The organism is Fibrobacter sp. UBA3718, assembly GCF_002371935.1.
GTDB lineage: Bacteria > Fibrobacterota > Fibrobacteria > Fibrobacterales > Fibrobacteraceae > Fibrobacter.
The window spans coordinates 129,815-155,270 of record NZ_DFHR01000018.1 but is presented as its reverse complement, the minus strand read 5'-3'; the positions used below and the strand labels follow the sequence as shown (position 1 = coordinate 155,270).

Here is a 25,456-nt window from a genome sequence, read left to right as displayed (position 1 = left end):
GAAATATAAAAACTATTTCAACTGCGCATACACCGATTCGAGTCCCTGCAAAACTATTCCACCCGCAAATCGTTCCGTACAATCCTTCCAGGCGGCCTTACCCATCTGCATGCGCAGAGCGCGGTCATTCACAAGTCGCTCCAGCGCGTTCTGCAACGCCGGCAGGTCACCCGCCTCGAACAATATGCCGTCTTCGCCGTTGCGCACCACGTAGGGAACGCCGCCGGAGAATGTCGAAATCACGGGCAGGCCCTGGCCCATCGCTTCCACCAGGCTCATGCCGAAAGTCTCGGAATACGAAGGCAGGGCGAGCAGGTCGTAACCGCGAATCATCTCCAGGTAATCGCCACGGCTCACCCAGCCCGAAACAGAAATTTTCTTGCCGCAATCCGCAAATTCCGCATTGTCGCGTTCGGCAATCTGCTTTACCTTCTCGACTTCGCCGTCACCGAACAGGCACAGTTCCGCGGGAACATTGAAATTCGCATTCTTAAATGCGGCAAGCAAGTCGTAGACCCCCTTGCGGTGGCCGTAGCGGCCCGCAAAGAGGATGCGGACCGGAGAGCCTTCGGGGCGTTCCAAGTTTGCGGGAGCATCCGCCAGCGTATCGCATGGATTCGGGACGACACTGTAGCGGCAAATTCCCTTGCCGACAAATTCATCCAAAAATTCCTGCATGTCGGGTGTAATGCAGATGACCATCGCGGAATGCCTGAAGTAACTATGGATAAAACCCTTCACTATCGAAGGCGCCGTCGAGCACATCCTCTTGAACTGGCTTCCGTGAATGTGCGCGATGTAGCGTTTGCCGCGCAGGCGGAGGCAGAGGCTAATCAGGTACTTGCGAAAAAAGCTCCCATTGAACGACGTATGTATCTGGACAAGCGGAGCCTTCGGCGGGCACAGCAAAAGTTTTATGCAAAGCAAGGCGAACATCGGGAGCGACTTCACGAACGAACCATTGTAGCTCGCGATGAAGTTCTTGCGCGGGAGACCGAATAGCTTCTTATAGCTCACCAACACGGAGCTGATGCCGCCCTGCACGTCGAGCGCGGGACCTATGTGACAAATACGTTCAATCATCCGAGCACCTTAATCCTGGTCACGAATTCCATTTCACCTTCGCAGTCGGCTTTTGCATATAGATATTTCGTCGGGACCTTCTCGCCGAAGTGTTCCGAATACCAGCCGTCTTCGCGGACGGCGTAATGCAATTTTTCATCAAGCACAATCGAAACGCGGCGGCTCCCCGGCACGGAGACCTCGGCGACCGTCCCGCGCAAATCTACAACGGCGGCCGGATGCAGGTGGAACGAGATTTCGAGAGTCGCCGACTTTGCGCAGCGCAGCTTATCCGTGATAACAAATTCATCCGCATCTCGATTGAATTCTACACGGCGCGTATGCGAAACGCCCTCGGCCCTGTAACCGTCGTGGGTCGCCTCGACAAAGCCCTTCGCCTCGTCGTAGCTTAGCACCGTCGCCTTGTAATGGTTGAGCCACATCGTGGGGCCCGCCTGCTCGGCCTGGTTCTTGCCGTTCACGCAAACCGTGTTGTGTGCAAGCGTGCTCACGAAATAGGCGCGCAGTTCCTTGTGCGTGTGGTAGGTGAACGTACCGGGGTCAACGATGACAGGTTTTCCATCCACATGCAGAATAAACGAAAGCGCATCCGCATGGCCATGCGCCGCAATGCTCAGGAACCCGAGCGGGGCGGCATCGAAATGCAGGTAGGTTTCGCGGCCCTCATTTTTCCTGAATATAAAATGCCCGCTCCCTGCAAAGAACCTGTTGCCATCCGCAAGCGGGGTCACCTGCAAGGCGTCAAACTTCTCGCGGCCCGCACTGCCGAACAACAAATCGTTCTTTTCGTCCCATACGAGGCCCGCACGCTTGAACGAGGAATCGCCGAAGTATGTCGCAAACGAGACGAGCAGCGACTTGAAGTTGTTGAAATGCCCGCCCGCATCGGGGCGCAGCACGAACCCGTCGTCGCCGTCACCGTACATAGGGTAATTGAAATTCACGTCGAGCATGGCATTCATGTAATTTGCCATGGCGTGCAGGCGTTCCTTGTATGTGGCAGAGAACGGATGCCCCGTCGCATCGCCCACCACAGCGGCGATCAAGAAGAAGTCGTCGATAAACTGGATATATTCCGCAGCCTCCTCGCGGTTCACTCCCTCGGCCGTATTCTGCTTGAGGATTTCGCGTTCGAGCCCCGCCTTCGCATATTTCAGGCGCGCATTGCGATGCGGGATATTCCACTTGCAGGCCGCAACGAACAGGCCCGCATATTCCGAAATCAGGTGGTTATTCGCCGAGGAACAGAGCGACGGATGCCTGTAGGAATATTCCGCGTGTTCACAGATCATCGGCCACCACGCTTCCGTTACGAACTCCTCGATAGCGCTGTTTTCCTTGCGCAGGCTGTCAATATCCAGCAGCTGCCAGCAAAAAGCCCAGCAGATAAGCCGCAGGTTCACCTCGATATTGCTGTACCAGTTCACGCCCACCATGTAAGGGTTCGCATTGCGCCACATTCCCAGATGGTGGCAGAACAGCACGAGATGTTTTAGGTCACCGCCCGACTTGTAAAGCCCAGCAAGGTAGAGCAGGAACTGCATGCGATTCACTTCCCACACGTGCTTGGCACTCCCGTAGCGGTCACTGCGGATGTCTATCTTGTGGGCAAATGTCTGCGGGAATCGTTTCCCTGTCGAAAGATCAAGATGCCAGTCGATTTCCTTGAAAATATCGAGCTTCTGGTCAAAAACCGGATAATAGCAGTGCGCGTCAGGATTCTTCACGATTTCGGAATCGGGAATCGACAACTGGGTGCCAGAACCATCCTGCCTTAAATTGTCCAAAATATGGGTCCGGACGCGTTGGCGAACCCGAAAAAAGACTTCGCCCGCAGAAAATGTCCGCAGCCGCTTTAAATACCACGATAGACTCACACGATAAATATATATTATTACAACGAAGAAGGATGTTTGTATGAACCGTTTCCTAGCAATATACCTGAGCTCCCTGTTGCTCCTCGCATGCAGCAACAGCACGCAGGAATACATGGAAGAAACAACGGACGTTCCCGAAATGGACGGTATGATTCTCGTCCATGCAGGCACGGCAACGCTCGGCAGCAACGATTCCAAATACAGGACATCGGAGCGCCCAGCCATGAAGGTCATCCTCGACTACGATTTCTATCTCGGGAAGCATGAAGTCACTTGCGGGGAATACAGCGAAATCGCAACGAAAATGAGTCTCAAGGATTTCGGCAATTGCGACGGCGACAGCTTCCCGCTCGCCGACATCACCTACTACGACGCGGCGCTCTTCGCAAACGCCAAGGGCAAACTCGAGAATCGCGACACCGCCTACACCTACAGCAAGGCGGCCTTCGACAGCGAAGGCCACTGCACCTATCTGGAAAGCTTCGCGTTCCACCCCAAGGCCAAAGCCTACCGCCTGCCGACCGAGGCGGAATGGGTTCTCGCCGCATCGCAGGGATGGAATCCCGAAAGCAAAAGCTGGAACGCGGACAATTCCGGATTCCGCACGCACGACGTCTGCAGCATCGGCAAGGACACGCTCGGTTTCTGCGACCTTGCGGGCAACGTGAAGGAATGGGTCAACGACTGGGCCGGAAGTTTCCGCGACACGACCGTCACGAACTACCTGGGCGCTCCCGACGGCGGCGACCTCGGTGAACGCGTGCTGAAGGGTGGCTACTTCTCGGACCGCGCATCCGAACTGAATATCGTCGCACGCGGGGACGAATACACCGTAGAGGCGTCATCGCACGCCGACCGCATCGGCTTCAGGCTTGCTTTCGGCGCCATCCCGAATCCCGTATGGCTCGACGCGAGCGGCAACGTGAAAGGAAGCATCGTCACGCCGCTTTCCAACGTGGCCACGCTGAAATCCTACACCGGAACCTACAACATGCTGCTCGCCTTCCGCAACGATGTCAGCGGGAACCTCGCCTACATCGACTACGGCGAAGGCAACCTCCCCGTAACCGAAATCGACGACACCCTGGAAGTCTACCACCCCGATATTTCCCCCGACGGCAAGCTCGTGGCGTTCTGTACCAAGCCCGAGGGCGTCTCGGGAAAATCATCGCTCTACGTGCGCGACCTCAACGCCGAAGGAACGAACCTCAAAAAGCTCGACGTTGAAAGCGCAGCCATCCCGCGATGGCGCGTGCTCAGGAACGGCGACACCATGATTGTCTACGTGACCGACGCAGGCAACAACAAGGACGAGGCGGCCTTCAAGAACACCTCCACCTGGCAGGTAAAATTTGCAGAAGGCAAGTTCGGCACTCCGGAAAAGCTCTTCGACGGAGCGTTCCACGGCGGCATCAGCGAAGACAACATGCTCGCCGTAACGGGAGCGCGTCTGCTCCGCGCACGCATCGCCGATTCCGCCTCCACGCTTACGGGCAAGGCGGCAAACGCCATCTGGTACGACACGGCCCAGGCCTGCAACGCATCGCTCGCCCAGGACGGCAGCAAGCGCACGCTCTTCCTCGACTTCGGCGGAAAGCCCGGCAGGACATTCGCCGGCGAAAACTATGCCACGCACGAGCGCATTCTCATCGCCGACAGCAACGGCAAACTGCAGCAGACCATCAAGGCGCCCGCGGGTTTCACCTTCGATCACAGCGAATGGGCCAGCGACGGCGAAACCTCGAATATCGTCGCCACCATCACGAATACGGACGGCGCGCATACGAAAATCGTACTCGCAAGCCCATCCGACAGCAGCACCATCGAACTTGCCGAAGGCGATGAACTCTGGCACCCGTGTCTTTGGGTCGAGCGCAAAGTAAAAGGTCCAGCAGGCAGCGAAGATTCCTCGCAAACAACCGAAACTCCCGAAGCGGGAATCGACTTCGAACTCGATCCGGACAGCGCAGGAATATACTACACCGTCGGAGGAAGCGAAGACGCCGAAAAGTTTAGGTACAAAATGCAACTCCTGTGGCAATACAGAGATTCAGCCACCGTCGTCATCCTCGGTTCTTCCCGGACATTTCACTCGGTGATCCCCAAACTAATCCGAAAACCGCATTTCGCCTTGAACATGGCAAACGACCACAACACGCTCATAGGCTCGTTCTTCCTCTTCAAGAACTACGTATTGCCGCATTTCTCGAATCTCAAGTGTATCGTCGTCGAAGCCGGCATGGACAGGCTCAAATACCTCGACAGTTTCTGGGATTCGGAAGCATGGACCTATCCCGGATGGGTCTATGACCAGAGTCACGATTATTGGAAAGACGGCATCCCCAAAAAAATGCTAAAGGCAACAGAACAGTCCCTAGGAAAATCCAAGACAATGAAAGAGACGATTCTCCAGACAAGAGGCTACAAATCACAAAAAAACCGCGGATGGGGCGATTCCATCCCGTCCGTCAATGGCGACAGCAGCTGGCACGTCAACGACCCGACACCTTTCAACGAGAACCTCGAACTGCTCAAAGAAATTGCACGCCTTACAGCCGACAAAGGAATCCGTGTCATCATCCTGGAGCCACCGCAGAGTCCGTCATTTCGAAATACCGGGGCATACGGCAAGAACGGAATACTTAGAAGCGAAGCCCCCGCATTGCTAGAATCAATCCAAAACATTTCGCAGGACTATCCCCACGTCGTATTCATGGACGAAAACAAGATGGGCGAACACGACTATACGGACGACATGGCCTATGACAGGGACCATCTAGGATCCCTAGGCGCCGAAAAAAATTCCCGCCGTCTAGATTCTCTCATCCAGACGCTGGACATCGACTTTTCAAGCAAAGAGTAAAACTACAGCCCGAGCAGCTTCTTGTAGGCACCGATCAGCTTCGGCTTCTCGAAATCCCAGCTGAGTTCGTTCACCACGCGCTCGCGGCCAAACTTGCCCATCTCGGAAGCCTTCTCCGGATTTTCGAGCAGCCACAGGATCTTTTCGGCAAAGTCGTCCGTGTCAGTATTCTTCGCATAGAGCGAGGCTTCCTGGGCACTGAACTTCCCTTCCTTGAGCGTGAACTGCACGATGGGCTTCCCGAACGCCATGTATTCCATGATCTTGTTCATGGTGGACTTGTCGTTCATTTCGGATGGCAAGTCGGGATTCACGCAAACATCGGCGGTATTGAGCACATCGGCCAGATATTCGTCCGACACACGCCCCGGGAACTCCACATAGTCCGTAAGCCCCATCTTCTCGTTCATCTCGCGCAACTCGTCAAGCGCGGGGCCTCCGCCCATGATGCAGAAGCGGATATCCTTGCGGCCCTTCCTGTTCACGATGTAGTCGACGGATTGCAGCAACAGGTCGATACCTTCCTGCTTGCCCATCACGCCAATATAGCCCACCAAGTGCTTGAAGCCCTTCTTGACTTCGGGTTTCGCCGGGCCCACCTTCAGCTTCGAAATATTCGGGCCGCTACGCACGATGGTCACATCCTCTTCGCGCTTGTGCCCGCGGCGCATGGCGATTTCCTTGTAGGATTCGTTCGTCACGATGGCATGCCTTGCAAAGTGGTACGTGAGGCGTTCCACCAAGAGCATCGCCTTGTAGCCCAGCCCCTTCTTGCCGAATTTCGCAATCCAGAGTTCCGGGTTGATGTCGTGGTGGTCGAAAAGGAACCGGCAGCGCGTAAAGAAGAAGAACGGGGCCGCCGCAATGAAAATCAGGTCGGGCGGGTTGCAGGCATGGATTACGTCCTGTACGCCCTGCTTGCGGAACACCTTGAACAGGAGGCGGGTTTCGTGATAGAGCGCCCCGAGGTATTCCTTGATATACTCGATGGAACGGTTCGCCTCCGGCAACGGATGACGATAAATCCTGATGCCTTCGAGTTCCTCATATTCCAACGGGTAGGTCTTCGTCTGAGGGCAGATGACCGTCACTTCGGCACCCGCCTCTTTCAGGGCGAGCGACTCCTGCCACACGCGGCGGTCAAACGGAACGGGTAGGTTTTCGACAACGATACAGACTTTTTTATTCGCAAGTTCCATGACACTATTACCAGCAGAATCCTTCGTAGTTCGGGAGCGTTTCCACGGACGAATCCTTCAAGCGGACCAAATCCAGGAAATGGATTTCCGGATACTTGCGGATCAAATCTGGTATTTCGGGATTCTTGACAGTCACGATCACGAGAGAGACCTTGCTCACCACCGATTCTACGTCCTTGTCCAGAAGCGGAAGCAAATGCGGAATGCGATGGTTCAGTTCCTTCAAATTCGTTTCCTTCTCGCGCGCGATATTCAAGTAGCGGTCATAGATGCGGAGCGCACAGCCCTTACCGAGCACCGCTTCTGCCAGGCGTATGGCGGCCGAATTGCGGAGGTCATCGGTCCCTGCCTTGAAGGTGAGACCCACGATACCCACGGAGCGCACGCCAATCTGCTGCACGCGTTCCAGCACGCGCTGGATGTGGAGGTTGTTGCTGTTCTCGATAGAACCGAGGATAGGCACTTCCACCTGGTTCGATTCGGCAAGGAAGTTCAGTCCGCGCAAATCCTTCGGAAGGCACGAGCCGCCATAGGCGAAGCCCGGCTTGAAGTAGTACGGAGAGATATTGAGCTGCGTATCCTTGCAGAACAGGTCCATCACCTGGTGGCTGTCGATATCGAGCTTCTTGCAGATAGCGCCAATCTCGTTACCGAAAGCGACCTTGAGCGCATGGTAGGAATTGTTGACAAACTTGATGATCTCGGCGACCTTCGGGTCGACTTCCACGATCTCGCTGCCGAGGCCGGAATAGAGTTCCTTGAGCTTGTTGAGGGCGCGACGGTGAAGACTGCCGATAACCGTGAGGGGCGGGTTCAAGAAGTCCGCGACGGCCATGCCTTCGCGCAGGAACTCCGGGTTGGAGACGACCGTAAAGTTGATGCCGTCACGCTTGCCCGAAACCTTCTCGATAATCTCGCTCACCATGGCGTTCGTTCCGGGAGGGACCGTACTGCGGATAACCACGATATGGAACGTCGACTTGGAGCGGATCGCGTTCGCAATGGAACGAACCGCCGAAACAAGGAACGACGTATCCAGGCGGCCATCCGAAGCATTCGGAGTGCCGACACAAAGGAACGAGATTTCGGACTTGAGCACGGCTTCCTCGGCAGAAGACGTCGCCGAGATGAGTCCGGCCTTGAAGCCTTCCATCATCACTTCGTCGATATCGCGTTCGACAATCGTCGGAAGTCCCATGGCGATTCGCGAGACCTTGTTGAAGTCCACGTCACAGCCAATGACGCGATGGCCGAGCTTGGCCAAACAGGCAATACCTACGCATCCAACGTATCCCAACCCAAAAACACTAATAGAAGCCATACCAGTCGTCCCGGTTAAAAACTATTCCGCCTTGCCCTTGCCGATGCTGGACACTTCAAAGCCGATCTTGCGGAGGGCGTCGGCATCCAGGATATTGCGGCCGTCAAACACGAAAGCGGGCTTCGCCATGCCCTTGTAGATGCGGTTCCAGTCAAGTTCGGCAAAGCACTTCCATTCGGTGCACACAACCACGGCGTGTGCGCCCTCGGCAGCCTTGTAGGGGTCTTCCTCGAACTCAACCTGTTCAATCACGTCCTTCAGGTCGCGCTTCGCATCGGGAATAGCCTTCGGGTCGGTCACGACCGGCTGTGCATGTTCGGCAAGCAGGTCGCGGACAACGAGGTTCGCGGGGCTTTCGCGGGTATCGCCAGTGTTCGCCTTGAAGGCAAAACCGAACACGGCAATCTTCTTCCCTGCAATCGTGTTGAACATGGTCTCGAGCATGCGGTCCACCACGCGGTGGGTTTGCCACTCGTTGATCTTCACGACGCTTTCCCAGTAGGCGGCGACTTCGGGGAGGCCGTAGTAGCCACACAGGTACACGAGGTTCAAAATATCCTTCTTGAAGCAGCTACCGCCAAAGCCGATAGAGGCCTTGAGGAACTTCGGGCCGATACGGCGGTCCTTACCCATCACGTAGGCAACTTCGTCCACGTCGGCGCCGGTCTTTTCGCAGAGGGCACTGATGGAGTTGATGGAGCTGATGCGCTGTGCCAGGAAGGCGTTCGCGGTGAGCTTCGTGAGCTCGGAACTCCAGAGGTTCGTCGTGAGGATGCGGTCACGCGGCACCCAGTGGGCATACACATCCACCAGCTTCTGGCAGGCGGCGAGGCCCGATTCCGTCTGGTGGGAGCCAATGAGCACCCGATCGGGCTCAAACAGGTCGTTGATGGCGGTGCCTTCAGCGAGGAACTCGGGGTTAGAGAGCACTTCGAAATGCAGGCCCTTGTCGTTAGAATTCAGGATGCGTTCCATCGCGGCGGCGGTACGCACGGGAAGTGTCGACTTTTCCACGATAATCTTGCCTTCGTCGGCAATTTCCAGGATGTTGCGTGCGGTCTTTTCCCAGTACTGCAGGTCGGAAGCCTTGCCGGCGCCATGGCCAAACGTCTTGGTCGGGGTGTTCACGGAAACGAAAATGATGTCCGCTTCCTTAATCGCAGCCGGGATGTCCGTGCTGAAGAAGAGGTTACGGCCGCGGGCACGCTTCACCACGTCGTCGAGGCCGGGTTCAAAAATCGGAAGGTTGTCGCTGTTCCAGGCGTCGATACGGGCCTGGTTGATATCGACTACGGTCACTTTAACATCGGGGCACTTGTCGGCAATAACAGTCATAGTGGGGCCGCCGACATAGCCCGCGCCAATGCAAAGAATCTTGGTATTGTAGTTCATGATGTGTAAAAATAGAAATAAAGCCGCCCCCCGCAAATCCGCATGTTAAATCGCTCACACAAAGCCGACACTAGAGCGCGCAAGAACTGCACAAGAGAGCATACTTTTCTTTATAAAATTGTGAAAGAATGCGCAAAAACTTCAATTCAGCGCTTCGTAACGGCCCGCCTTACGTAAATTCCAGCCAGCCGTTTTCAAGCGCCGTCACAGGGACGATGCGGCGGACAGCCTTAAGCGAATCCGTCACGACAGCCATCCCGGTGAGGTAGTTCATCCAGCGCTGCGGCGTGAAGCGCATCTTGCAGAAATGCGTGAGACACGGAACCACCCAGGCGTCGTGCGTCGCGAAGATGTTGAAACGGGCATTCCCCTTTTCGAGCATCATCGAAAGCATCTCTTCGGAACGGGCAGACAGCGGCGCGAACGCTTCTTTGTCGCCGCGTGGCCTACCCGCAGTCTCGCTAGCAAGCCACTCGCAGATGCCCTCGTAGAAACCGGCACGCAGCACATTCAGGTACTCGTCGTAATTTTGGACAAAGTATTCCGCCAGGCAGTCGAGCGGTTCTACAACCGGTTCTTTCGGGACCTGTATGCCGAGTGCAGCCGTCCGGCCCCTTTCTATAAATCCGGCAGTTTCCATGCAACGTCCGACCGGACTCGAGAAAAGCGACATCCCGCCTTCCGCAGGGATGCATCTGCCAAGTGTCAAAGCCTGTTCGCGGCCCCTTTCCGTGAGCCCCACGTGCGCCCCGAAATCCGGGTCGTCAGGCGTAATATGCCGACGCTCCCCGTGGCGAATCAAAAGGAAAACGCGTTCATCGGATGCAATGGCAGAAAAGAATTCCGGAGCCAGAACAAAATCCATCAGCCGATTCCGAAAGTCGCAGTCACCAGGATCCATATCGCGTGTCCGATGACATAGCTCAAAATGCCGAGCAGGAATCCACCCACCACATCCGAAAGCCAGTGGACGCCAAAATACACGCGCAAGAGTCCCCACGTGAGGGGCAAGAGGACCATCACCCAGCCATATTGCGGGACGCTATAGAACACCGCCGATGCGACCGCGAGGTTGTTCATCGTGTGCCCCGACGGGAAGCTGTACTTGTCGAGCGGCGGGACCTCCGCCTTGATTGCCGGATTGGCGTCAAACGGGCGCGGACGCTTTATCCAAAGCTTTATCACCCAGTAGCCAAGCAGGCTTATCGCAAGAGCCGTCAGCGCATGCCAAAGAATCGGCAGAAAATTGTCGAGCCCGACCCTCCAGAAAAGGAACGCAATGAACAGGGCCCAGATATAGCCGTCCCCCAGGCGCACGTAGAACCTGAGGATTCTGTTCGCACGTCCGGAAAAATGGTGGTTCGTCCAGTACTCCGACACGCGATTGTCAAATTCTGCTATTCTCTTGAACATCGCCACAAATGTAGTTAATAAAATTCCTATTTTTTTGCGAGTTAAATTATAAAGGAAGCATTATGCGCGTACTCGTTCTTAATTGCGGCAGCTCCTCGGTCAAGTTCGCCGTTATCGACACCCAGACCAAACAGTCCATCGCCAGCGGCCTCGTCGAAAATATCGGCGTGAACGGCCACGTCAAGGCCAAGGGCCCCGAAGGCAACATCGACTTCAATTTCGACTGCCCGACCCACGCCGAAGCCGTCGCCGAGGTACAGAAGTTCCTCGCCGAACAGAAGCTCACCGACACGATTGAAGCCATCGGCCACCGCGTGGTGCACGGCGGCAAGTACGTCAAGAGCGAGCGCGTCACGCAGGAAGTCATTGACTACATCCGCAGCATCACGCTGTTCGCCCCGCTGCACGAACCCGCGCACGCCACCGGCATGGAATGCGCCACCAAGTTCTTCCCGGGCCTCCCGCAGGTCGCCGTGTTCGACACCGCCTTCCACCAGACCATGCCGCGCAAGGCCTACCTCTACGGCATCCCCTACAAGTTCTACGAAGAAGACAAGATCCGCCGTTACGGCGCACACGGTACGAGCCACCGCTTCGTGACCGGCGAGGCCGCCAAGATTTTGGGCAAGAAGCCCGAAGAAGTCTGCCTCATCACGGCCCACCTCGGTAACGGTTCCAGCTGCTCTGCCATCCTGAACGGCCAGTGCGTTGATACCACCATGGGCTTCACTCCGCTCGAGGGCCTCATCATGGGCACCCGCTCCGGCAGCCTCGACCCGGCCATCCTCTTCTTCATCAGCAAAAAATACGGCTACGACATCGACCGCCTCGACAAGCTCGTGAACAAGGAATCGGGCCTGCTCGGCCTCTCCGGACTTTCTAACGACATGCGCACCCTGACGCAGGCCGCAAGCGAAGGCCATGTGGGCGCACAGATTGCCCTCGAAACGTTCGCCTACAGGCTCACCCGCGAAATCGGTGGCATCGCCATGGCACTCCCGCGCATCGACGCGCTCGTGTTCACCGGCGGCATCGGCGAGAACAGCAAGCTTGTCCGCAAGATGGCGATGGACAACCTCAAGATTCTCGGCTACCAGATCGACGAAGCCCGCAACGAAAAGAACGGCAAGGAATCCGGCCACATCATTAGCAAGGACGGCACCCCGACCGCGATGGTTGTTGCGACGAACGAGGAACTTCTCATCGCCCTCGACACCGAAGCACTGGTGAAGTAGTCGCGAAGCCCCATCTGGTTCTTGAATACAGCAAAGGCCCCGCAATCCGCGGGGCCTCTTTTCGCTTCTATTTATTCATCCCGATTGGTGCCGATGGCAATAAACTCGATATCCTCATATCCATCAAATTCTTCATTCGGCTGTTCTTGAAAATGGAATACGATTCTGACTACTTTCTTTGCAGCTTCTTCCCCCGAAATAGCCTCGTATCCTTCTTCAAGATTGGGTTGTTTAAATTGGCTCCATTCGTAGCATTGGGGTTCCTTTTGCGAGACCATTTTTACAGACGGCAAGGAGTGGCCCATCTTTTGGTTGAGGGAATCGCCTAAATCTAACTGTATGGTCGGACTGATAGAACCTTCGTAAAGGACGCATATTCCGTTCCAGTCAGAAACATCTGCGGATATCGCATTGCCGCTGGAATCAAATCCCGCCACATTGAAGCCTATATTGCAAAAAGGATTGTACGGAAGGTTTCCTGTAACCAAATGAATGCCAACTTCAAGAAGTCCTTTAAATTCAGGTATAACGAAAATCCGTTCCTTCCAAATTATTTCCGAACCGCCGCCTTCTGCAGAATCCGTTTCAAAAAAGAACTCTCCTGCCCTATCACCCAAAGAGGCTGGATCAATAAGAGAAGCTGTTTTTACCTTAAGATTGCCTGTAGACCATAGGTCTCCGTGACCACTAGGCGGAGTTTCCGCACATCCGCCACGCGATCCCCAATCACCGCTCACCTTGCACAGGGCATGGAAAGCACTTGACGATGATTCCTGCATAGATGAGGATGACGCCTCAAGCGAGGAACTTGATTCTTCAACAAGAAGGCTTGATGACGATTCGTTTTCTGCAGCCGAAGATTCCGGGTTGTCGGATGTCCCGGAAACATCGTCTCCCGAGCAGGCGAGCAGGGCGAGCGACAACGCTCCCGTCAAGAACATGAGTCTTTTCATTTCAAGCCTTTTTTCTTTATTCATCCCGATTGGTGCCGATGGCAATAAACTCGACTAAATCGTACCCGTTTAGTTCTTCATTCGGTTTTTCTTGAAAATGGAATACGATTCTAACTACCTTCTTTGCCGCTTCCTCTCCCGAAATAGCCTCGTATCCTTCTTTAAGGTCGGATTGTTTAAATTGGCTCCATTCGTAGCATTGGGGTTCCTTTTGCGAGACCATTTTTACAGACGGCAAGGAGTGGCCCATCTTTTGGTTGAGGGAATCGCCTAAATCTAACTGTATGGTCGGACTGATAGAACCTTCGTAAAGGACGCATATTCCGTTCCAGTCAGAAACATCTGCGGATATCGCATTGCCGCTGGAATCGAAGCCCGCCACATTGAAGCCTATATTGCAGAAAGGATTGTACGGAAGGGTTCCTGTAACCAGATGAATGTTGGCCAAAAGCAATCCTGTAAATTCAGGCAAAACATAATGATTGTCACTCCAAATTATTTCCGAACCGCCGCCTTCTGCAGAATCCGTTTCAAAAAAGAACTCTCCTGCCCCGTCACCCAAAGAGGCAGGGTCAATAAGAGAAGCTGTTTTTACCTTAAGATTGCCTGTAGACCATAGGTCTCCGTGACCACTAGGCGGAGTTTCTGCACATCCGCCACGCGAACCCCAATCACCCCTAACTTTGCAGAGTGCGAAATCGGCGCTTGACGACGATTCCTGCATAGATGAGGATGATGCCTCAAGCGAGGAACTTGATTCTTCAACAAGAAGGCTTGACGACGATTCGTTTTCTGCAGCCGAAGATTCCAGGCTGTCGGATGTCCCGGAAACATCGTCTCCCGAGCAGGCGAGCAGGGCGAGCGACAACGCTCCCGTCAAGAACATGAGTCTTTTCATTCTGAACCTCCTTTCTTTCCCTAAACATAATCTAAATAAATTAATCTATTTGTGCAATAGGTCTTTGGCTAAAGAATGGTGTAAACGACTTGCGTATCATCGACAGGATCAAAATCGACCCTAAAAACCTTGGCAAACTGGTGAACAACAACACTTCGTGCGAGCACACGACCATAAATAGTTTTGTTCACTTGTCCCAGGATTACCTTGGCCTTCGGCGCAAATATCGAACCCGCCCATAGACCCTCAATGTAGAACCGTCGCGAAGAGTGATGCGCGAGCATAAAGCCTCTTGCTACGTTGGCCCAATACTGAATATTGCTTACATCTTCGCTGTTGTAGGGTCTCCAAATGATATCCCCATTTGTGTGGAGAATTGTTCTTTTTCCGGGCTCAGCAAAGCGAACCGTCGCATTGGGTTCAATCTGCAGTAGCTTGTCGACAAACATTTCTCCAGGTTCTATAATCAACGTTGCGCCTGATTCCACACGCAGCGTACTGAAAGCATCTCCGTCAGAAAGGTGGTATGTTTCTCCTCCACGCACAATCTTGCCTCGGTTTTCAGGTATTTGAGGCATGTCACAACCAAACCCGTATGTATAGTCTTTTTTCCAATTATTTAAGTACAATAGGTCAATACGACCTTCGATTGAGGCGTTTTGTTGCATCGAAATATAGTCCGAAAATTCAAACGATTGCAGGTATGCTGCATTCGCAGCGTCCCGGTCCCCAAGTTCGGCCATGAGCCTTGTTAATTCCTTCCAATTATCGGGTATTGCGTATAGGTTTAGATTGTCGTGGATTACCGCAGAATTCCGTATTACAGGCTTCGACGTTATTCCTGGCCCCTTTTGTTGATTGCCCTGTTTTCTGACGTCGATTCTTCCGACATGTGCTCGGGCTCCGATACTAATGGGGGCGTATGAAATATCGTATGAGAAAATGTTCTCGTCTGATGATGCTATGCTGCAGTAGTTGTCATTTTCTGCTGTTGTGTTGTAGCACTTTACGCCATCGTTTATCATTACATATTCGCGTCCAAATATTGTGTAGTCTTCCGGGACATCCATGCTGATGACATAGTCACCCCCCTTAAGTCCATCCTCTATGCCGTCGCCATCGTTGTCGGAGTCATTTTCTGCAAAAACATTGTTCTCATTGCGATCCGCCTCACAATATATTTTATCGAAAGCCTCGTATAATGGATTTTTGTAATATTTTCCATCGCTTGCTCTTACAGTGGAGGGGTACGGATTGGTCAAACAAGTCACGTTCCCAGACATTTTCCAGGCGGTGTAATTGTATATCTCGCGTTTGTCCTCTATGCCGTCGTTATCTGAATCAACAAGAAGGGGTTTTGTATGGAACCTTTCCTCCTCTTCGAAGTCGGTTATCCCATCATTGTCGGAATCCCTATGGACACGGATGTCGCTCATTTCGACATTGCCGTATACAACATCCGGAATTGCATATTTTAAAATTGGTTTGTCATAGAACAAAGAATTGCCGACATTCCCATCATTATCTATAAAGGCGTAGTAAAACGCATAATCGCTAGCGTCGCCTACATATCCGTAGATTACCATATTGTGTTCATGAACGCCAATAAAAACAAGCTTTTCATCGTCTATTGCATTCTTGACCGTTGCATAGGAAGGAGCCCCTTCTTGATAGTTTAATGATTTTACACGCAACGCCCATTTTAGGGTTTCTGATGTGCTGCCGACAAGCGCTCCTGTAGCGGAATCAATTTTCATCACACCTGCATCCCTATAGAAAGGAGACAGCAGCGGATCGTTCTCTTTGAATTTCGCCCTGTATACGATTTCATCTTGTGTCAGGTTCCCGCCATAATAGTGGTTCATGACCTCAATCGCAACAGCCCAGCATCTTGAATTTTCATGCGGTTCGTAGCTTGTAGCCTCCAAATTCGGCCTATCCCATGAGTATTTGTAGGATTCTCCCATATAGCCAAGATTCAACATTCTGGTATCGCGCCGTGCCGCTAGTCGTTGTATCTGGAGTTGCTTGTATATGTCCGTATTGATATTTGCATCTTCGATGCCGATGTTTTCGTAAATCTGCATGACACTATCCCCATTATCAGTCACATAATAGATTGAATCACTAAATTCGTCTCTACCCAATACGGTCCAGGAATAATTCCCTTGCGCAAGCGGGATTTTTAGCGATGTCATTGCAGTTATTTGATCAACTACGACGTTCTGATTCTGGTCGCGAAGAATGAACCTGTACTCGTCAATTCCATCCACGGGAGTCCAGCTGAAAAGGATGTCTGGTTCTCCAGGGATTCGTCTGATAACGGGCTTGTTTGCAGTTCGCTTTATAGGCAAGGGGATGGGAGCGATTATGGCGGGATTGTCATTGCTGGAGAAACTAAACCAATTGCCGATATCGGACGCATCCTTGTTTGGCATCAAACGAAAGAATCTGTTTTTTATGTAGCTTACATCAAAATCATCTATCGCTATTTCGGAAGGGAAATAGGCCGATGAATTTTTCCATAGTCCCATTTCTTGCGCCTCTGCGGCATGCACGCCCGCTTCTCCCCATGCCATATACGAGACCATGGAAGAATCTTTTCTTAAAAACGCCTCTCCTTTATCCGTCCAATTGGCGTCTGTTAGAATTAACGAGTTGGCAATGCCGTCGCAGTCAACCTGATTCTTGCAGATGCGAAGGACTTCGCCAACGCCGAGAGAATCATCTCCTAACGCATAGGCAGAATCATCCAATCCAACAAGAGTGTAATTTGACAAATTGACTCCGGTCAATCCAATATTCTTTATTTCGATCCAGGGGCTTTCTGAAAAACGGAGGCCTGAAAATGCAATCTTGTCAGAATTTTGCCGCTGTTCCGTAGCAGGAGCTTCTCCTAATACAATTTCATCGTTTGAAAATAATACTATTTTCGAGTTTTCTGTAAATATTGATGTGGCTGAATAGCTGTAATCAGCATCTTTATCCCATGGCGTCCAATTTTCATGATGCAAGGCCAAGCTAAACCCAGCCATATCCGGATAATGACCTTGGGGGATAGAGGGAATGTCAAGTTCTATGAAAGCAAGTTCATTGTTCACGTTCGTGACATTCATCGTTGCACCAGCTAAATAGTAGCACTCGACTTTATAAGGGCTTGATGACCGATGGAAGTAATAACGAATTTTTGCGTTCGTAATGGGGACATTGGTGTCGTTGTTGATTCTAATTCGAATGCCGACGATTGCACTATTATTCTGTTGCTCATCACGAAAATCGACTGAAAGGGCGAACGATTGGTTCACCAAAGCAAGGGCAAAAATAGCGATAGTTTTTCTCATCATACTTCAAGAGGGTTATTTTATCACAAGCATTAATATATTAATTTATTAAAAAAAAGACAACTAACATTTTATATAATTTCTACAAATACAGCAAAGGCCCCGCAATCTGCGGGGCCTTCAATTTTATAAGAAATTCCCGCCTTCGCGGGAATGACACGGGAGCGTATTACTTAATCGTCCAGGTCTGCCTGTTGACCATCAGGATCTTGCGGCCCTGCACCTGAGCGGCGGCGTTACGCACGGCGTCTTCGCTTACCGGGAGCCTATGCTGCCACATCACGCGGCCCTGCATGTCGAACATGACTGCCATGCCATGGTCGGCAGCGACGGCACCTTGCCAACCGGCCTTGGGCGCATTCGCGACAACAGGTATCGGAGTCGGATTGGAGACGAACACCAGCTCCTTCGCAGGGGAAGTTTCGCCCGCTTCATCCGTTGCCGTCACCCTGACTTCGTAAGCAACGTTATACTGAAGCGCCAGGCGTTCTTCGATCAGCCTGACATACAGGGAGTCGCCGACAATTTCTGCGAACAGGAACGGATGGACTTTCGTCGTTTTCATGACCAGCACCGAATCGTCCACGTCTTCGAAGAGATCGAACACATAGAACACCTTCTGCCAGCCGGAAATCGGGACATAGACCGTATCCTTCAGGCCGTAGCGCGTCGGCCTGTCGTTGACGCAGGCAACCGGAACCGGAATCTGGAGGGCCGTCGAATTCTTGTTCTTGTCCGTAGCGGTCACGACGAGTGTAGCATCGCCACAGGCGTCCTTCACGGACTTGACGGTCATCTTCGAGGTATTCACCTCCACATGCAGGATGCTGTCGGGATTCGCGACTGTCACATCGAAGGCATCACCGTCGGGATCGGCAAACCAGCCCTTCATTTCCATGAGGGTGTACGAGAACTGGCTAGTAAAATCTTCCTTGAGGTCGGCAAAGCGCGCCTTGAGGGAATCCGCAATTCCAGCGACAACCTGCGGGGCACGGTTCCTGTAGGCGACATCCAGCGTCACCGTAGCCACATCCGACGTATCGCCTTCGGCATTGACGATGAAGTAGGTGAAGGAATCCTCTCCCTCGTAGGCGCCCACTTCATAGCGGAAGGCACCCGTCGTATCGAGAGTGACCTTGCCATGCGAAGCATCCGTCGAAAGGAAGGCCTTCAGCGCGGATGCGGCATCATCGGGGTTCAGGTCGTTCTTGAGCACGCCCTTCGCGGCCGAAACGACAGTCACGGTATCCTGGAGGACGGAGTAGGTATCGTCCACCGCCTTGGGCTTGTCGGCCACGGCTTCAATCGTGAGCGGGATGGAGAATCCCACGGTATCCTTGTCATCGATGATGAACAGCTGGATGGCGTCCTCGCCGTACGCATCGGCAACCGGGGATACGGAGACGATGTAGTAGCCGCCGCGCTTCTTCAGGAGGGTCTCGACGCTGCCCTTCGTGCTTCTCGCGAGGACGTTGAATTCAGCGCCAACCACGTCAGGGTCGGTGAACACGATGTCGGCGGTGGGGATGAACAGGTCGAATTCGGCAAAGTCTTCCTTTAGGGCGATGCCGTCGGAAAACTTGTTCGCGTCGCCAGTGTAATCGTCTATGTAGAACAGCGAATCGGTGATGGAGAGGGTCGCCGGGTCGTTCACGTTCTTGACAGTGATGGTGACGGTCGCCGGTTCGCTTTCCAGGCCGCCATCGTCGGTAATCGTGTAGGTGAAGGAGTCCGTTCCGTAGAAGTCGGCGTTGGGGGTATAGGAGAACTTGCCCGTCAGACCGTTGAACGATCCGAGCGTTCCATGGGACGGTTCGTCCTTGACAGTCGCCGTGAAGCCGTTGTCATCGGCATCGTAGTCGTTGGCCATGACATCCCTGTCCTTGACCGTGAGAGTCTCGTCCTCGTTCATTTCGTAGTTGTCGTCTACGGCCACCGGCGCGTTCTTGCGGTCGATGAGGTTAAGCTTGACGGTGTAGGTGACGGATTTGCCTGCCGGATCCTTGGCGGTGAAGGTCGCCGTGGCTTCCGTGCTGTCGATCGGGTTCGCCTTGCTCTTGATCTTTGCGATATCGCTCATGGAGTAGCTCTTCGAGCCCACGAGATCTTGCGCATAGCCGGAGAGGGCCATCGTGATGTTCAGGTCGTCGCCGTCGGCATCCTCGAAGATTTCCTTGAAAGCGACCTGGAGCGTATCACCTTCGTAGAGGTCCTTGGTAACGGCAGCGGAAACGCCGTCGACTAGGTTCGGGGCGTGGTTCACGCACTCGTCGGCCAGGATGAAGCTCACGATTTCGACCGTGTTGGTGTTGACAGCCGTAGTCGCGTGGGTGTTCTTGTAGGCAAACTGGACACCTGTCTGCGAGTTCGCATTCCAGGCGACAGTCGTCTTGGAAGTCCATCCCTGCTTCAGGCTGCTGAACGTGACGAAGGTCCGCTTGGCACCCGCGGCGAGTTCCGCTCCATAGTAGTTGTAGTCCGTGATGGTGGACTGCTTGAAGTCCATGCGGAAGGGAGCGGTCGCCCTATAGGTGAAGCAGACGCCCTTGTAGTTCGCAAGCGAAACGGGAACATCCTTGTAGCCATTGTCGGGATCCTGTTTCCAGGTGAGGCCAAGGCCAGCGCTGTTCTCTGTCTTGCCCGGTGTCACACTGAATGTAGCCACCTTGACATTGTCCGCCGTTGTCGTCGTATCGACCGAGGCACCCGTCCCGCTCGTATAGGTATACCAGGAGGCCGGGGCCATTGTACCCGGACCATCTTCCGTCCAGACTGTCGCCGTTGCGGCCATGGCGGCGCTACCCAAAAGCGCCAGAGCCAATGCAGAATTCTTCACGTTCATAAAGCCTCCTACCAAAAGGTTATGAAGAGTAATGTAATAATAAAATAAACAATCCGCTTGCTTTTTGCAACAGCGAAACCCCGGTTTTTTGCCGGATTCCATAGACATTTCGTCCAAAATAGGCTAGCCGCCGAGCAAATCCAGTTCTTCGTAGCGTTCGTAGGCCTTTTCGAGTTCCGACTCTCGGGTCGCAATCTCTTTTTGCAGTTCTACGATACGTTTTGCATCGGTATAGACTTCCGGTTTCGAAAGTTCCGTCTGAAAACCGGCAATTTCGGATTCCAGCTTCTCAATTTTGTCCGGAAGTGACGCATATTCACGTTCTTCGTTATAGGAACGCTTCTTCTTTTTCGTCTGAATCGACGAAACCTGCGCACTTTGACCTTTATTTGCGCCCGTTTGCATTCCGGATTTCTGCAAATTTGTCTTTTCTTCGGCTATTCTCGCCGCATTTGCCGCTTCTTTTTCACGAATTTTGCGATTATTTTCATAATCCGTATAGCCGCCGACTGCTTCAAACACGTTTCCGCCGTCTTCTATGGCAAAAATACCCGTAGCGACGGAATCCAGGAAGGCCCTGTCGTGGCTTACGACGATAACCGTGCCGTTGAAATCGGCCAGAAGTTCGGCCAGGAGGTCGAGCGTTTCCATGTCGAGGTCGTTCGTGGGCTCGTCGAGCACGAGCACGTTGCTCGGGTGGCTGAACAGGCAGGCGAGCAGCAGGCGATTCCTTTCGCCGCCGCTCAAGGCACTGATGGGCCCGCGGGCGCGTTCCGCCGAAAACAGGAAGTCCTGCAGATAACTTAACACATGGCGCCGGACACCGTTGAGCGTGATATAGGCCTGGCCGTCACCTACATTCTCGACAAGGCTCTTGTCTTCGCGCAGGCGGGTGCGCATCTGGTCGAAGTAGGCAATCTGCAGGTTCGTCCCCAGCCGGACTTCGCCCTCGTCGGGCTGGATCTCGCCGAGGATAAGCTTGAGCAGCGTCGTCTTGCCGGAACCGTTCGGGCCCACGATGCCGATGCGGTCCCCGCGGGAGACCTCGGTACTGAAATGCGATATCAGCGGGGCGCCCTCGTAGGCAAAGCTCACGTCGGTGAGGCGGGCCACGAGGCGGCCGGAGCGCTCGGCCTCGGTAATCTGCATGTTCACCGATCCGGTCCGCGTGCGCCTTTCCGCACGTTCCTGCCGCATCTTGATGAGCGCACGCACGCGTCCCTCGTTCCTGGTACGGCGCGCCTGGATTCCCTTGCGGATCCAGACTTCCTCTTCGGCGAGCCGCTTGTCAAAGAGCCTGTTCGCCTTCTCCTCTTCGGCGAGTGCCTGGTCCCTGAACTGCACGAACTTGTCGTACGGATAATTCCACGTGCGGACACGCCCGCGGTCGAGTTCGAAGATGCGGGTCGCCACACGCCGCACGAAGGCGCGGTCGTGGCTCACGAAAAGCACCGCACATTCCAAACGCGAAACGATACCCTCCAGCCACTGGATGGCAGGAATATCCAGGTGGTTCGTGGGTTCATCGAGCAAAAGCAAGTCCGGATTCTCGGCGACGGCCCGTGCGAACAGCACGCGACGCTTCTGTCCGCCGGAAAGCCCGTCGAACAAAGCGTCGGCCGCGATGCCCGTCTTGCCGAGGATCGCCTCGGCGTGGGCATCGTGGTGGCCGTCCTGCGCAATGTGGCCCATCACCACGTCGCGCACCGTGCCTTCCATGTGGGCGGGGATTTCCTGCACCATGCGCGAGACCTTCAGGCCGGTGCGCTTCACGATTTCGCCCGAGTCCATGCCCATCTCGCCCTGGATTATCTTGAGCAGCGTACTCTTGCCTTCGCCGTTACGGCCCACGAGACAAATGCGGTCGCCCGCCTCGATATCAAACGAGGCGTTGTCAAGAAGCGGAGGGCCGCTAAACCGCAGGGAGATATTCTGTGCAGACAGGATTGGCATCTGCACTATAATTTAGAAAAATGGGGACGCCTACAATCCGGTAATATTGAACATCCTGGTCATAAGGCGCATGCCCGAAGCGCTTTCGACAATGGCAAGGATGCGACCCGCACGGATTTGCGGCATGGAGCCACCCTGCGCGCCGAGCACACCGAGCAAGTTGCCCTGTATATCAAACAACTTAACACGGGCATCCACCGGAGCACCGGAAACCGCAAGGAACCTTCCCGAAACATGCATCGCGATGCCGTGGGGCATTCCCATACCGCGCACAAAGTCCGGAATGGAATCGTTCGTCATCGTATCCTGTGCAGAAGTATCGGCAACCGTGGTGTCGGCAGAACTCGTGTCCGGAGGCGGCTCCTGCGACTTGAGAATCTCGAGCATCGTCTCGGCGTAGCGCTTGCCGAACGTCTCGTAGCCTTCGCGAGTGAAGTGCAGCGTGTAGCTCGCCTCCTTCAGTGCGGGGCAGCCCTGCGCCGAAATCAGGTGGCCGTTCGGGATAAGGTCCGCCGCCTGCTTCACGGCATCGTTACGCCAGCCCAAATCGCCCGTGGGCGCAAGTTCGCCAATGAGTATCGGGGTCTTTTCCGGGTCGAGTTCCAGTTCGGCAATCAGGTCGTCGTACACCTTCTTCACGCGCTTGGGCCAGTCGTTCATCTGGTAGTCGGCTTCTCCCTGGTGGAAAAGGAACCCCTTGATGACGCCCTTCTGCTTGGCAATCTTGCCCATCTCGACGATGCGCTTGTACACGTCGCCGCCGTATTCGTCCAGGTACTGGATCCACCAGGTATCGCCCTTGTTCTTCGCGTTCTGCACGTAGGCCTTGTTGCGGTCCTTGTCGAACAGGTCTATGCTCTGCCCGCCAATCGCGACGTTCGCCACCGCTACCTTGATGCTGTCCGGGAGGTTAGCCACCATGGTGCGCCCGAATATATCGGCGATGCCCACCTTGGACTGGCTGTGACCCATCGGGGGTGCCGCCGGGTAGAACTCGCCCACCTTCTGGTTGGAATGGTTCGCCGCGCGCAGCACGAGGAATCGCGGGTCCTGAACGCGGTCCTTGTCGGTAACGGTCGCCTGCCCCGACATGTTGGACTGCCCGTAGGCCAGGTAAATGTGGAGGTTTGGGTCCTGCGCAAAACCGGCCGTGGCAAGGATGCACAAAACAAGCGCCATCAAGGGCACCGAAGAAATTACTTTGTTCATTATCACTCCTTTAACCAAACAGCAAAACCGCCCATTCCCCCAAAATACGGGTTCCACCCGTCATGCCTTAATCTAATCTTTTTTCCCGCAAAAAGCGCATGCAGTGCGAACAAAATATGTTGACATTTTGTAAAAACAGGAACGGACCCCTTTCCCGGGCAGGGTTCTTTTTTTTCTAAATTGCCTAGCGTGATTGTCCCCGTCAAAAAAATATCCGCTACAGTCGGCCTCGCACTCGCAATATCCTCCGCGTACGCACAGGCCGATTCTGCGAACGTAGCCACCGACTCCGCCGCTGCCGACACATCGCATTTCCAGTGGTGGAGCGCCGTGCCCGTACTCGGCTATACCGAGGAGACGGAACTGCAGTACGGCGCGATGGTGAACTTCTTCATTCCCTCCTCGTTCAAGGGCGGCAACTCGCAGGAGATAGACATCGCCGCCTACGGTTCCACGCGCAAGCAGTTCCAGTTCGCGGCCACGCCCTACTTCTACCTCGCGCACGACCGCATCTCGGGCTGGCTCGACTTCCGCTACCAGAACTGGGTGGGGCACTTTTTCGGCATCGGGAACGACGTCGACATGGACGACTACATCAGCTTCGACCGCGAGACATTCTTCTTCATGGCCCTCGTGGAATCGAACCTCGGGCTTCCGCCTTCACTCCAGTTTTTCCGCTACGGCATGGTGCTCGACATCAACCACAGCACGATGGAGTTCAAGGAATACGATGGCGAAATCGCGCTCCCAGCAAACCCGGACGGCTGGCGCACCGCCCTCGGGTACCACCTCACGGTAGACACACGCGACAACCCCAACTGGGCGCGCCACGGCATGTACCTGCAGTGGGAACACCGGTTCTACACCGACGCCATCGGCGACTTCGGGTTCACGTACCAGGAACTTGACCTGCGCACCTACGGCGAGACCATCTGGAACACCTCGATGGCGGTAGGCCTCGTGTGGCAACGCTCCGACGGCGACGTCCCCTTCGAGTACATGGCGGGCCCCGACGGCATCAAGCGATTCCGTGGCGTGGAGATGAAGTATTTCCGCGACAACCAGGCACTCATCATGCAGGTGGAACTCCGCAAGGAACTCTTCTGGAGGCTTGCGGGCGACATCTTCTTCGAAGGCGGCAAGGTCGGGCCGTATTTCAGCCAGCTGTTGCGCAACGAGTGGCACCGTTCCGTCGGATTCGGCGGCAAGTTCGCGCTCAACAAGAGCGAGCGCCTTTACGCCCGCGCCGAATTCTCGTGGGTCGACTTCAAGAGCCTCGGCATGACGTTCTACTTCCGCGAAGCGTTTTAAGGTGATTTAAATCACGGGGCGAAGCGCGCACCTGAAGACACCTGTATACAGAAAAACGCGAACTCCGGGGTGGAATCCGCGCTTTTTATTTTGAGATAGAATAGCTTGAAAGACCCTAGTCCTTGATGCTCGTCCAGTCGAGCACGCCCTTCTTGTAGAGGTAGATGTAGCCCGCTTCGAGGATGAACAGGAACCCGAGGAGCACGATCAAAAGCTCCCAGCCACCAGCGAGGAACTGGACCGTCCAGGGGTAGAGGAACGCCACTTCCAGGTCAAAAACGAGGAAAAGCATGGCCACCATGTAGTATTTCACGGGATAGCGCTCGTTCGCGGTACCCGAGACATGGGCAAGGCCGCACTCGTAGGCAGACCCCTTGATAAGCACGTTCTTGATCTTGCCCGGGTGCAAAAACCAGTTGGCAAGCAGGAGGATTGCGGGAATGCAGAGGGCCATGATGACCAGGATGGTCATGGCGAACGTCGTGTCGAAAACTTCAACATTACTCATAGTGATAAAAAATATAGTAAAAAACTTTTTTCTGTTAACCTCCCCTTATGTAAAGTAT

General features: G+C 54.2%; 17 protein-coding genes. 3 read left to right on the top strand and 14 right to left on the bottom strand.

The genetic code is table 11. The annotated features are described in order from the left end of the window. Positions 1-12: 12 nt before the first annotated feature. Positions 13-1,083, bottom strand: a complete 1,071-nt coding sequence (locus B4A77_RS07185) for a glycosyltransferase family 4 protein (protein WP_290739562.1) — start codon at positions 1,081-1,083, stop codon at positions 13-15. Then, complete coding sequence (locus B4A77_RS07180; RefSeq protein WP_290739559.1) at positions 1,080-3,074, bottom strand: heparinase II/III family protein; 1,995 nt, start codon at positions 3,072-3,074, stop codon at positions 1,080-1,082. Before B4A77_RS07180 ends, B4A77_RS07185 begins: the two co-directional genes overlap by 4 nt. Here B4A77_RS07180 and B4A77_RS07175 point away from each other — a divergent pair. Then, a complete protein-coding gene (locus tag B4A77_RS07175; RefSeq protein WP_290739556.1) occupies positions 3,001-5,823 on the top strand; it encodes a TIGR02171 family lipoprotein in 2,823 nt (940 codons plus the stop codon). The genes B4A77_RS07180 and B4A77_RS07175 overlap by 74 nt on opposite strands. A gap of 2 nt (positions 5,824-5,825) precedes the next feature. Here the strand turns inward: B4A77_RS07175 and B4A77_RS07170 are convergent, their stop codons facing one another. The 5 genes from B4A77_RS07170 to B4A77_RS07150 form a co-directional block, all read right to left on the bottom strand. Next, positions 5,826-7,022 carry a glycosyltransferase family 4 protein gene (locus tag B4A77_RS07170; protein WP_290724814.1) on the bottom strand — a complete coding sequence of 399 codons (1,197 nt, stop codon included), beginning with the start codon at positions 7,020-7,022 and terminating at the stop codon, positions 5,826-5,828. 7 nt (positions 7,023-7,029) lie between these two features. After that, entirely contained in the window at positions 7,030-8,343 is a 1,314-nt protein-coding gene (locus B4A77_RS07165) for a nucleotide sugar dehydrogenase (protein ID WP_173380866.1), read from the bottom strand. 21 nt (positions 8,344-8,364) lie between these two features. Next, positions 8,365-9,735 carry a nucleotide sugar dehydrogenase gene (locus tag B4A77_RS07160; protein WP_173380865.1) on the bottom strand — a complete coding sequence of 457 codons (1,371 nt, stop codon included), beginning with the start codon at positions 9,733-9,735 and terminating at the stop codon, positions 8,365-8,367. A 169-nt stretch (positions 9,736-9,904) separates the two neighbouring features. Further along, entirely contained in the window at positions 9,905-10,600 is a 696-nt protein-coding gene (locus tag B4A77_RS07155; RefSeq protein ID WP_290736717.1) for a histidine phosphatase family protein, read from the bottom strand. After that, the gene (locus B4A77_RS07150) at positions 10,600-11,148 is read right to left on the bottom strand and encodes a phosphatase PAP2 family protein (RefSeq protein ID WP_173380863.1); all 549 of its coding nucleotides are present in this window, start codon (positions 11,146-11,148) and stop codon (positions 10,600-10,602) included. Before B4A77_RS07150 ends, B4A77_RS07155 begins: the two co-directional genes overlap by 1 nt. A 62-nt stretch (positions 11,149-11,210) precedes the next feature. Between B4A77_RS07150 and B4A77_RS07145 the strand changes: the two genes are divergently transcribed. Then, the gene (locus tag B4A77_RS07145; RefSeq protein ID WP_290724803.1) at positions 11,211-12,383 is read left to right on the top strand and encodes an acetate/propionate family kinase; all 1,173 of its coding nucleotides are present in this window, start codon (positions 11,211-11,213) and stop codon (positions 12,381-12,383) included. Between the two features lie 71 nt (positions 12,384-12,454). Here the strand turns inward: B4A77_RS07145 and B4A77_RS07140 are convergent, their stop codons facing one another. From B4A77_RS07140 to B4A77_RS07115, 6 genes are all read right to left on the bottom strand, one after another. After that, positions 12,455-13,336, bottom strand: a complete 882-nt coding sequence (locus tag B4A77_RS07140) for a hypothetical protein (protein ID WP_290739553.1) — start codon at positions 13,334-13,336, stop codon at positions 12,455-12,457. A 16-nt stretch (positions 13,337-13,352) separates the two neighbouring features. Beyond that, positions 13,353-14,234, bottom strand: a complete 882-nt coding sequence (locus tag B4A77_RS07135) for a hypothetical protein (RefSeq protein ID WP_290739550.1) — start codon at positions 14,232-14,234, stop codon at positions 13,353-13,355. Between the two features lie 68 nt (positions 14,235-14,302). Further along, the gene (locus tag B4A77_RS07130; protein ID WP_290739547.1) at positions 14,303-17,578 is read right to left on the bottom strand and encodes a cellulose binding domain-containing protein; all 3,276 of its coding nucleotides are present in this window, start codon (positions 17,576-17,578) and stop codon (positions 14,303-14,305) included. A 166-nt stretch (positions 17,579-17,744) separates the two neighbouring features. Next, positions 17,745-20,417 carry a cadherin-like domain-containing protein gene (locus B4A77_RS07125; protein ID WP_290739544.1) on the bottom strand — a complete coding sequence of 891 codons (2,673 nt, stop codon included), beginning with the start codon at positions 20,415-20,417 and terminating at the stop codon, positions 17,745-17,747. 123 nt (positions 20,418-20,540) lie between these two features. Further along, positions 20,541-22,370, bottom strand: a complete 1,830-nt coding sequence (locus tag B4A77_RS07120) for an ATP-binding cassette domain-containing protein (RefSeq protein ID WP_290739541.1) — start codon at positions 22,368-22,370, stop codon at positions 20,541-20,543. A gap of 30 nt (positions 22,371-22,400) precedes the next feature. Beyond that, positions 22,401-23,579, bottom strand: coding sequence for a sialate O-acetylesterase (locus B4A77_RS07115; protein WP_290739538.1), 1,179 nt, complete (start codon positions 23,577-23,579; stop codon positions 22,401-22,403). Between the two features lie 189 nt (positions 23,580-23,768). Here B4A77_RS07115 and B4A77_RS07110 point away from each other — a divergent pair, with 189 nt between their 5' ends. Further along, positions 23,769-24,890, top strand: a complete 1,122-nt coding sequence (locus B4A77_RS07110; RefSeq protein WP_173382463.1) for a hypothetical protein — start codon at positions 23,769-23,771, stop codon at positions 24,888-24,890. 115 nt (positions 24,891-25,005) lie between these two features. On the opposite strand, the gene B4A77_RS07105 is transcribed toward B4A77_RS07110, so the two are convergent. Continuing rightward, positions 25,006-25,398, bottom strand: coding sequence for an NADH-quinone oxidoreductase subunit A (locus B4A77_RS07105; protein WP_173382462.1), 393 nt, complete (start codon positions 25,396-25,398; stop codon positions 25,006-25,008). Between the last annotated feature and the right edge of the window lie 58 nt (positions 25,399-25,456).

What these genes read in the sequence shown, in the direction of transcription:
- B4A77_RS07185 (WP_290739562.1), bottom strand. Translation starts at nt 1,083, where the DNA reads ATGATTGAACGTATTTGTCACATAGGTCCCGCGCTCGACGTGCAGGGC.
- B4A77_RS07175 (WP_290739556.1), top strand. Translation starts at nt 3,001, where the DNA reads ATGAACCGTTTCCTAGCAATATACCTGAGCTCCCTGTTGCTCCTCGCA.
- B4A77_RS07180 (WP_290739559.1), bottom strand. Translation starts at nt 3,074, where the DNA reads ATGTATTCCTGCGTGCTGTTGCTGCATGCGAGGAGCAACAGGGAGCTC.
- B4A77_RS07170 (WP_290724814.1), bottom strand. Translation starts at nt 7,022, where the DNA reads ATGGAACTTGCGAATAAAAAAGTCTGTATCGTTGTCGAAAACCTACCC.
- B4A77_RS07165 (WP_173380866.1), bottom strand. Translation starts at nt 8,343, where the DNA reads ATGGCTTCTATTAGTGTTTTTGGGTTGGGATACGTTGGATGCGTAGGT.
- B4A77_RS07160 (WP_173380865.1), bottom strand. Translation starts at nt 9,735, where the DNA reads ATGAACTACAATACCAAGATTCTTTGCATTGGCGCGGGCTATGTCGGC.
- B4A77_RS07155 (WP_290736717.1), bottom strand. Translation starts at nt 10,600, where the DNA reads ATGGATTTTGTTCTGGCTCCGGAATTCTTTTCTGCCATTGCATCCGAT.
- B4A77_RS07150 (WP_173380863.1), bottom strand. Translation starts at nt 11,148, where the DNA reads ATGTTCAAGAGAATAGCAGAATTTGACAATCGCGTGTCGGAGTACTGG.
- B4A77_RS07145 (WP_290724803.1), top strand. Translation starts at nt 11,211, where the DNA reads ATGCGCGTACTCGTTCTTAATTGCGGCAGCTCCTCGGTCAAGTTCGCC.
- B4A77_RS07140 (WP_290739553.1), bottom strand. Translation starts at nt 13,336, where the DNA reads ATGAAAAGACTCATGTTCTTGACGGGAGCGTTGTCGCTCGCCCTGCTC.
- B4A77_RS07135 (WP_290739550.1), bottom strand. Translation starts at nt 14,234, where the DNA reads ATGAAAAGACTCATGTTCTTGACGGGAGCGTTGTCGCTCGCCCTGCTC.
- B4A77_RS07130 (WP_290739547.1), bottom strand. Translation starts at nt 17,578, where the DNA reads ATGATGAGAAAAACTATCGCTATTTTTGCCCTTGCTTTGGTGAACCAA.
- B4A77_RS07125 (WP_290739544.1), bottom strand. Translation starts at nt 20,417, where the DNA reads ATGAACGTGAAGAATTCTGCATTGGCTCTGGCGCTTTTGGGTAGCGCC.
- B4A77_RS07120 (WP_290739541.1), bottom strand. Translation starts at nt 22,370, where the DNA reads ATGCCAATCCTGTCTGCACAGAATATCTCCCTGCGGTTTAGCGGCCCT.
- B4A77_RS07115 (WP_290739538.1), bottom strand. Translation starts at nt 23,579, where the DNA reads ATGAACAAAGTAATTTCTTCGGTGCCCTTGATGGCGCTTGTTTTGTGC.
- B4A77_RS07105 (WP_173382462.1), bottom strand. Translation starts at nt 25,398, where the DNA reads ATGAGTAATGTTGAAGTTTTCGACACGACGTTCGCCATGACCATCCTG.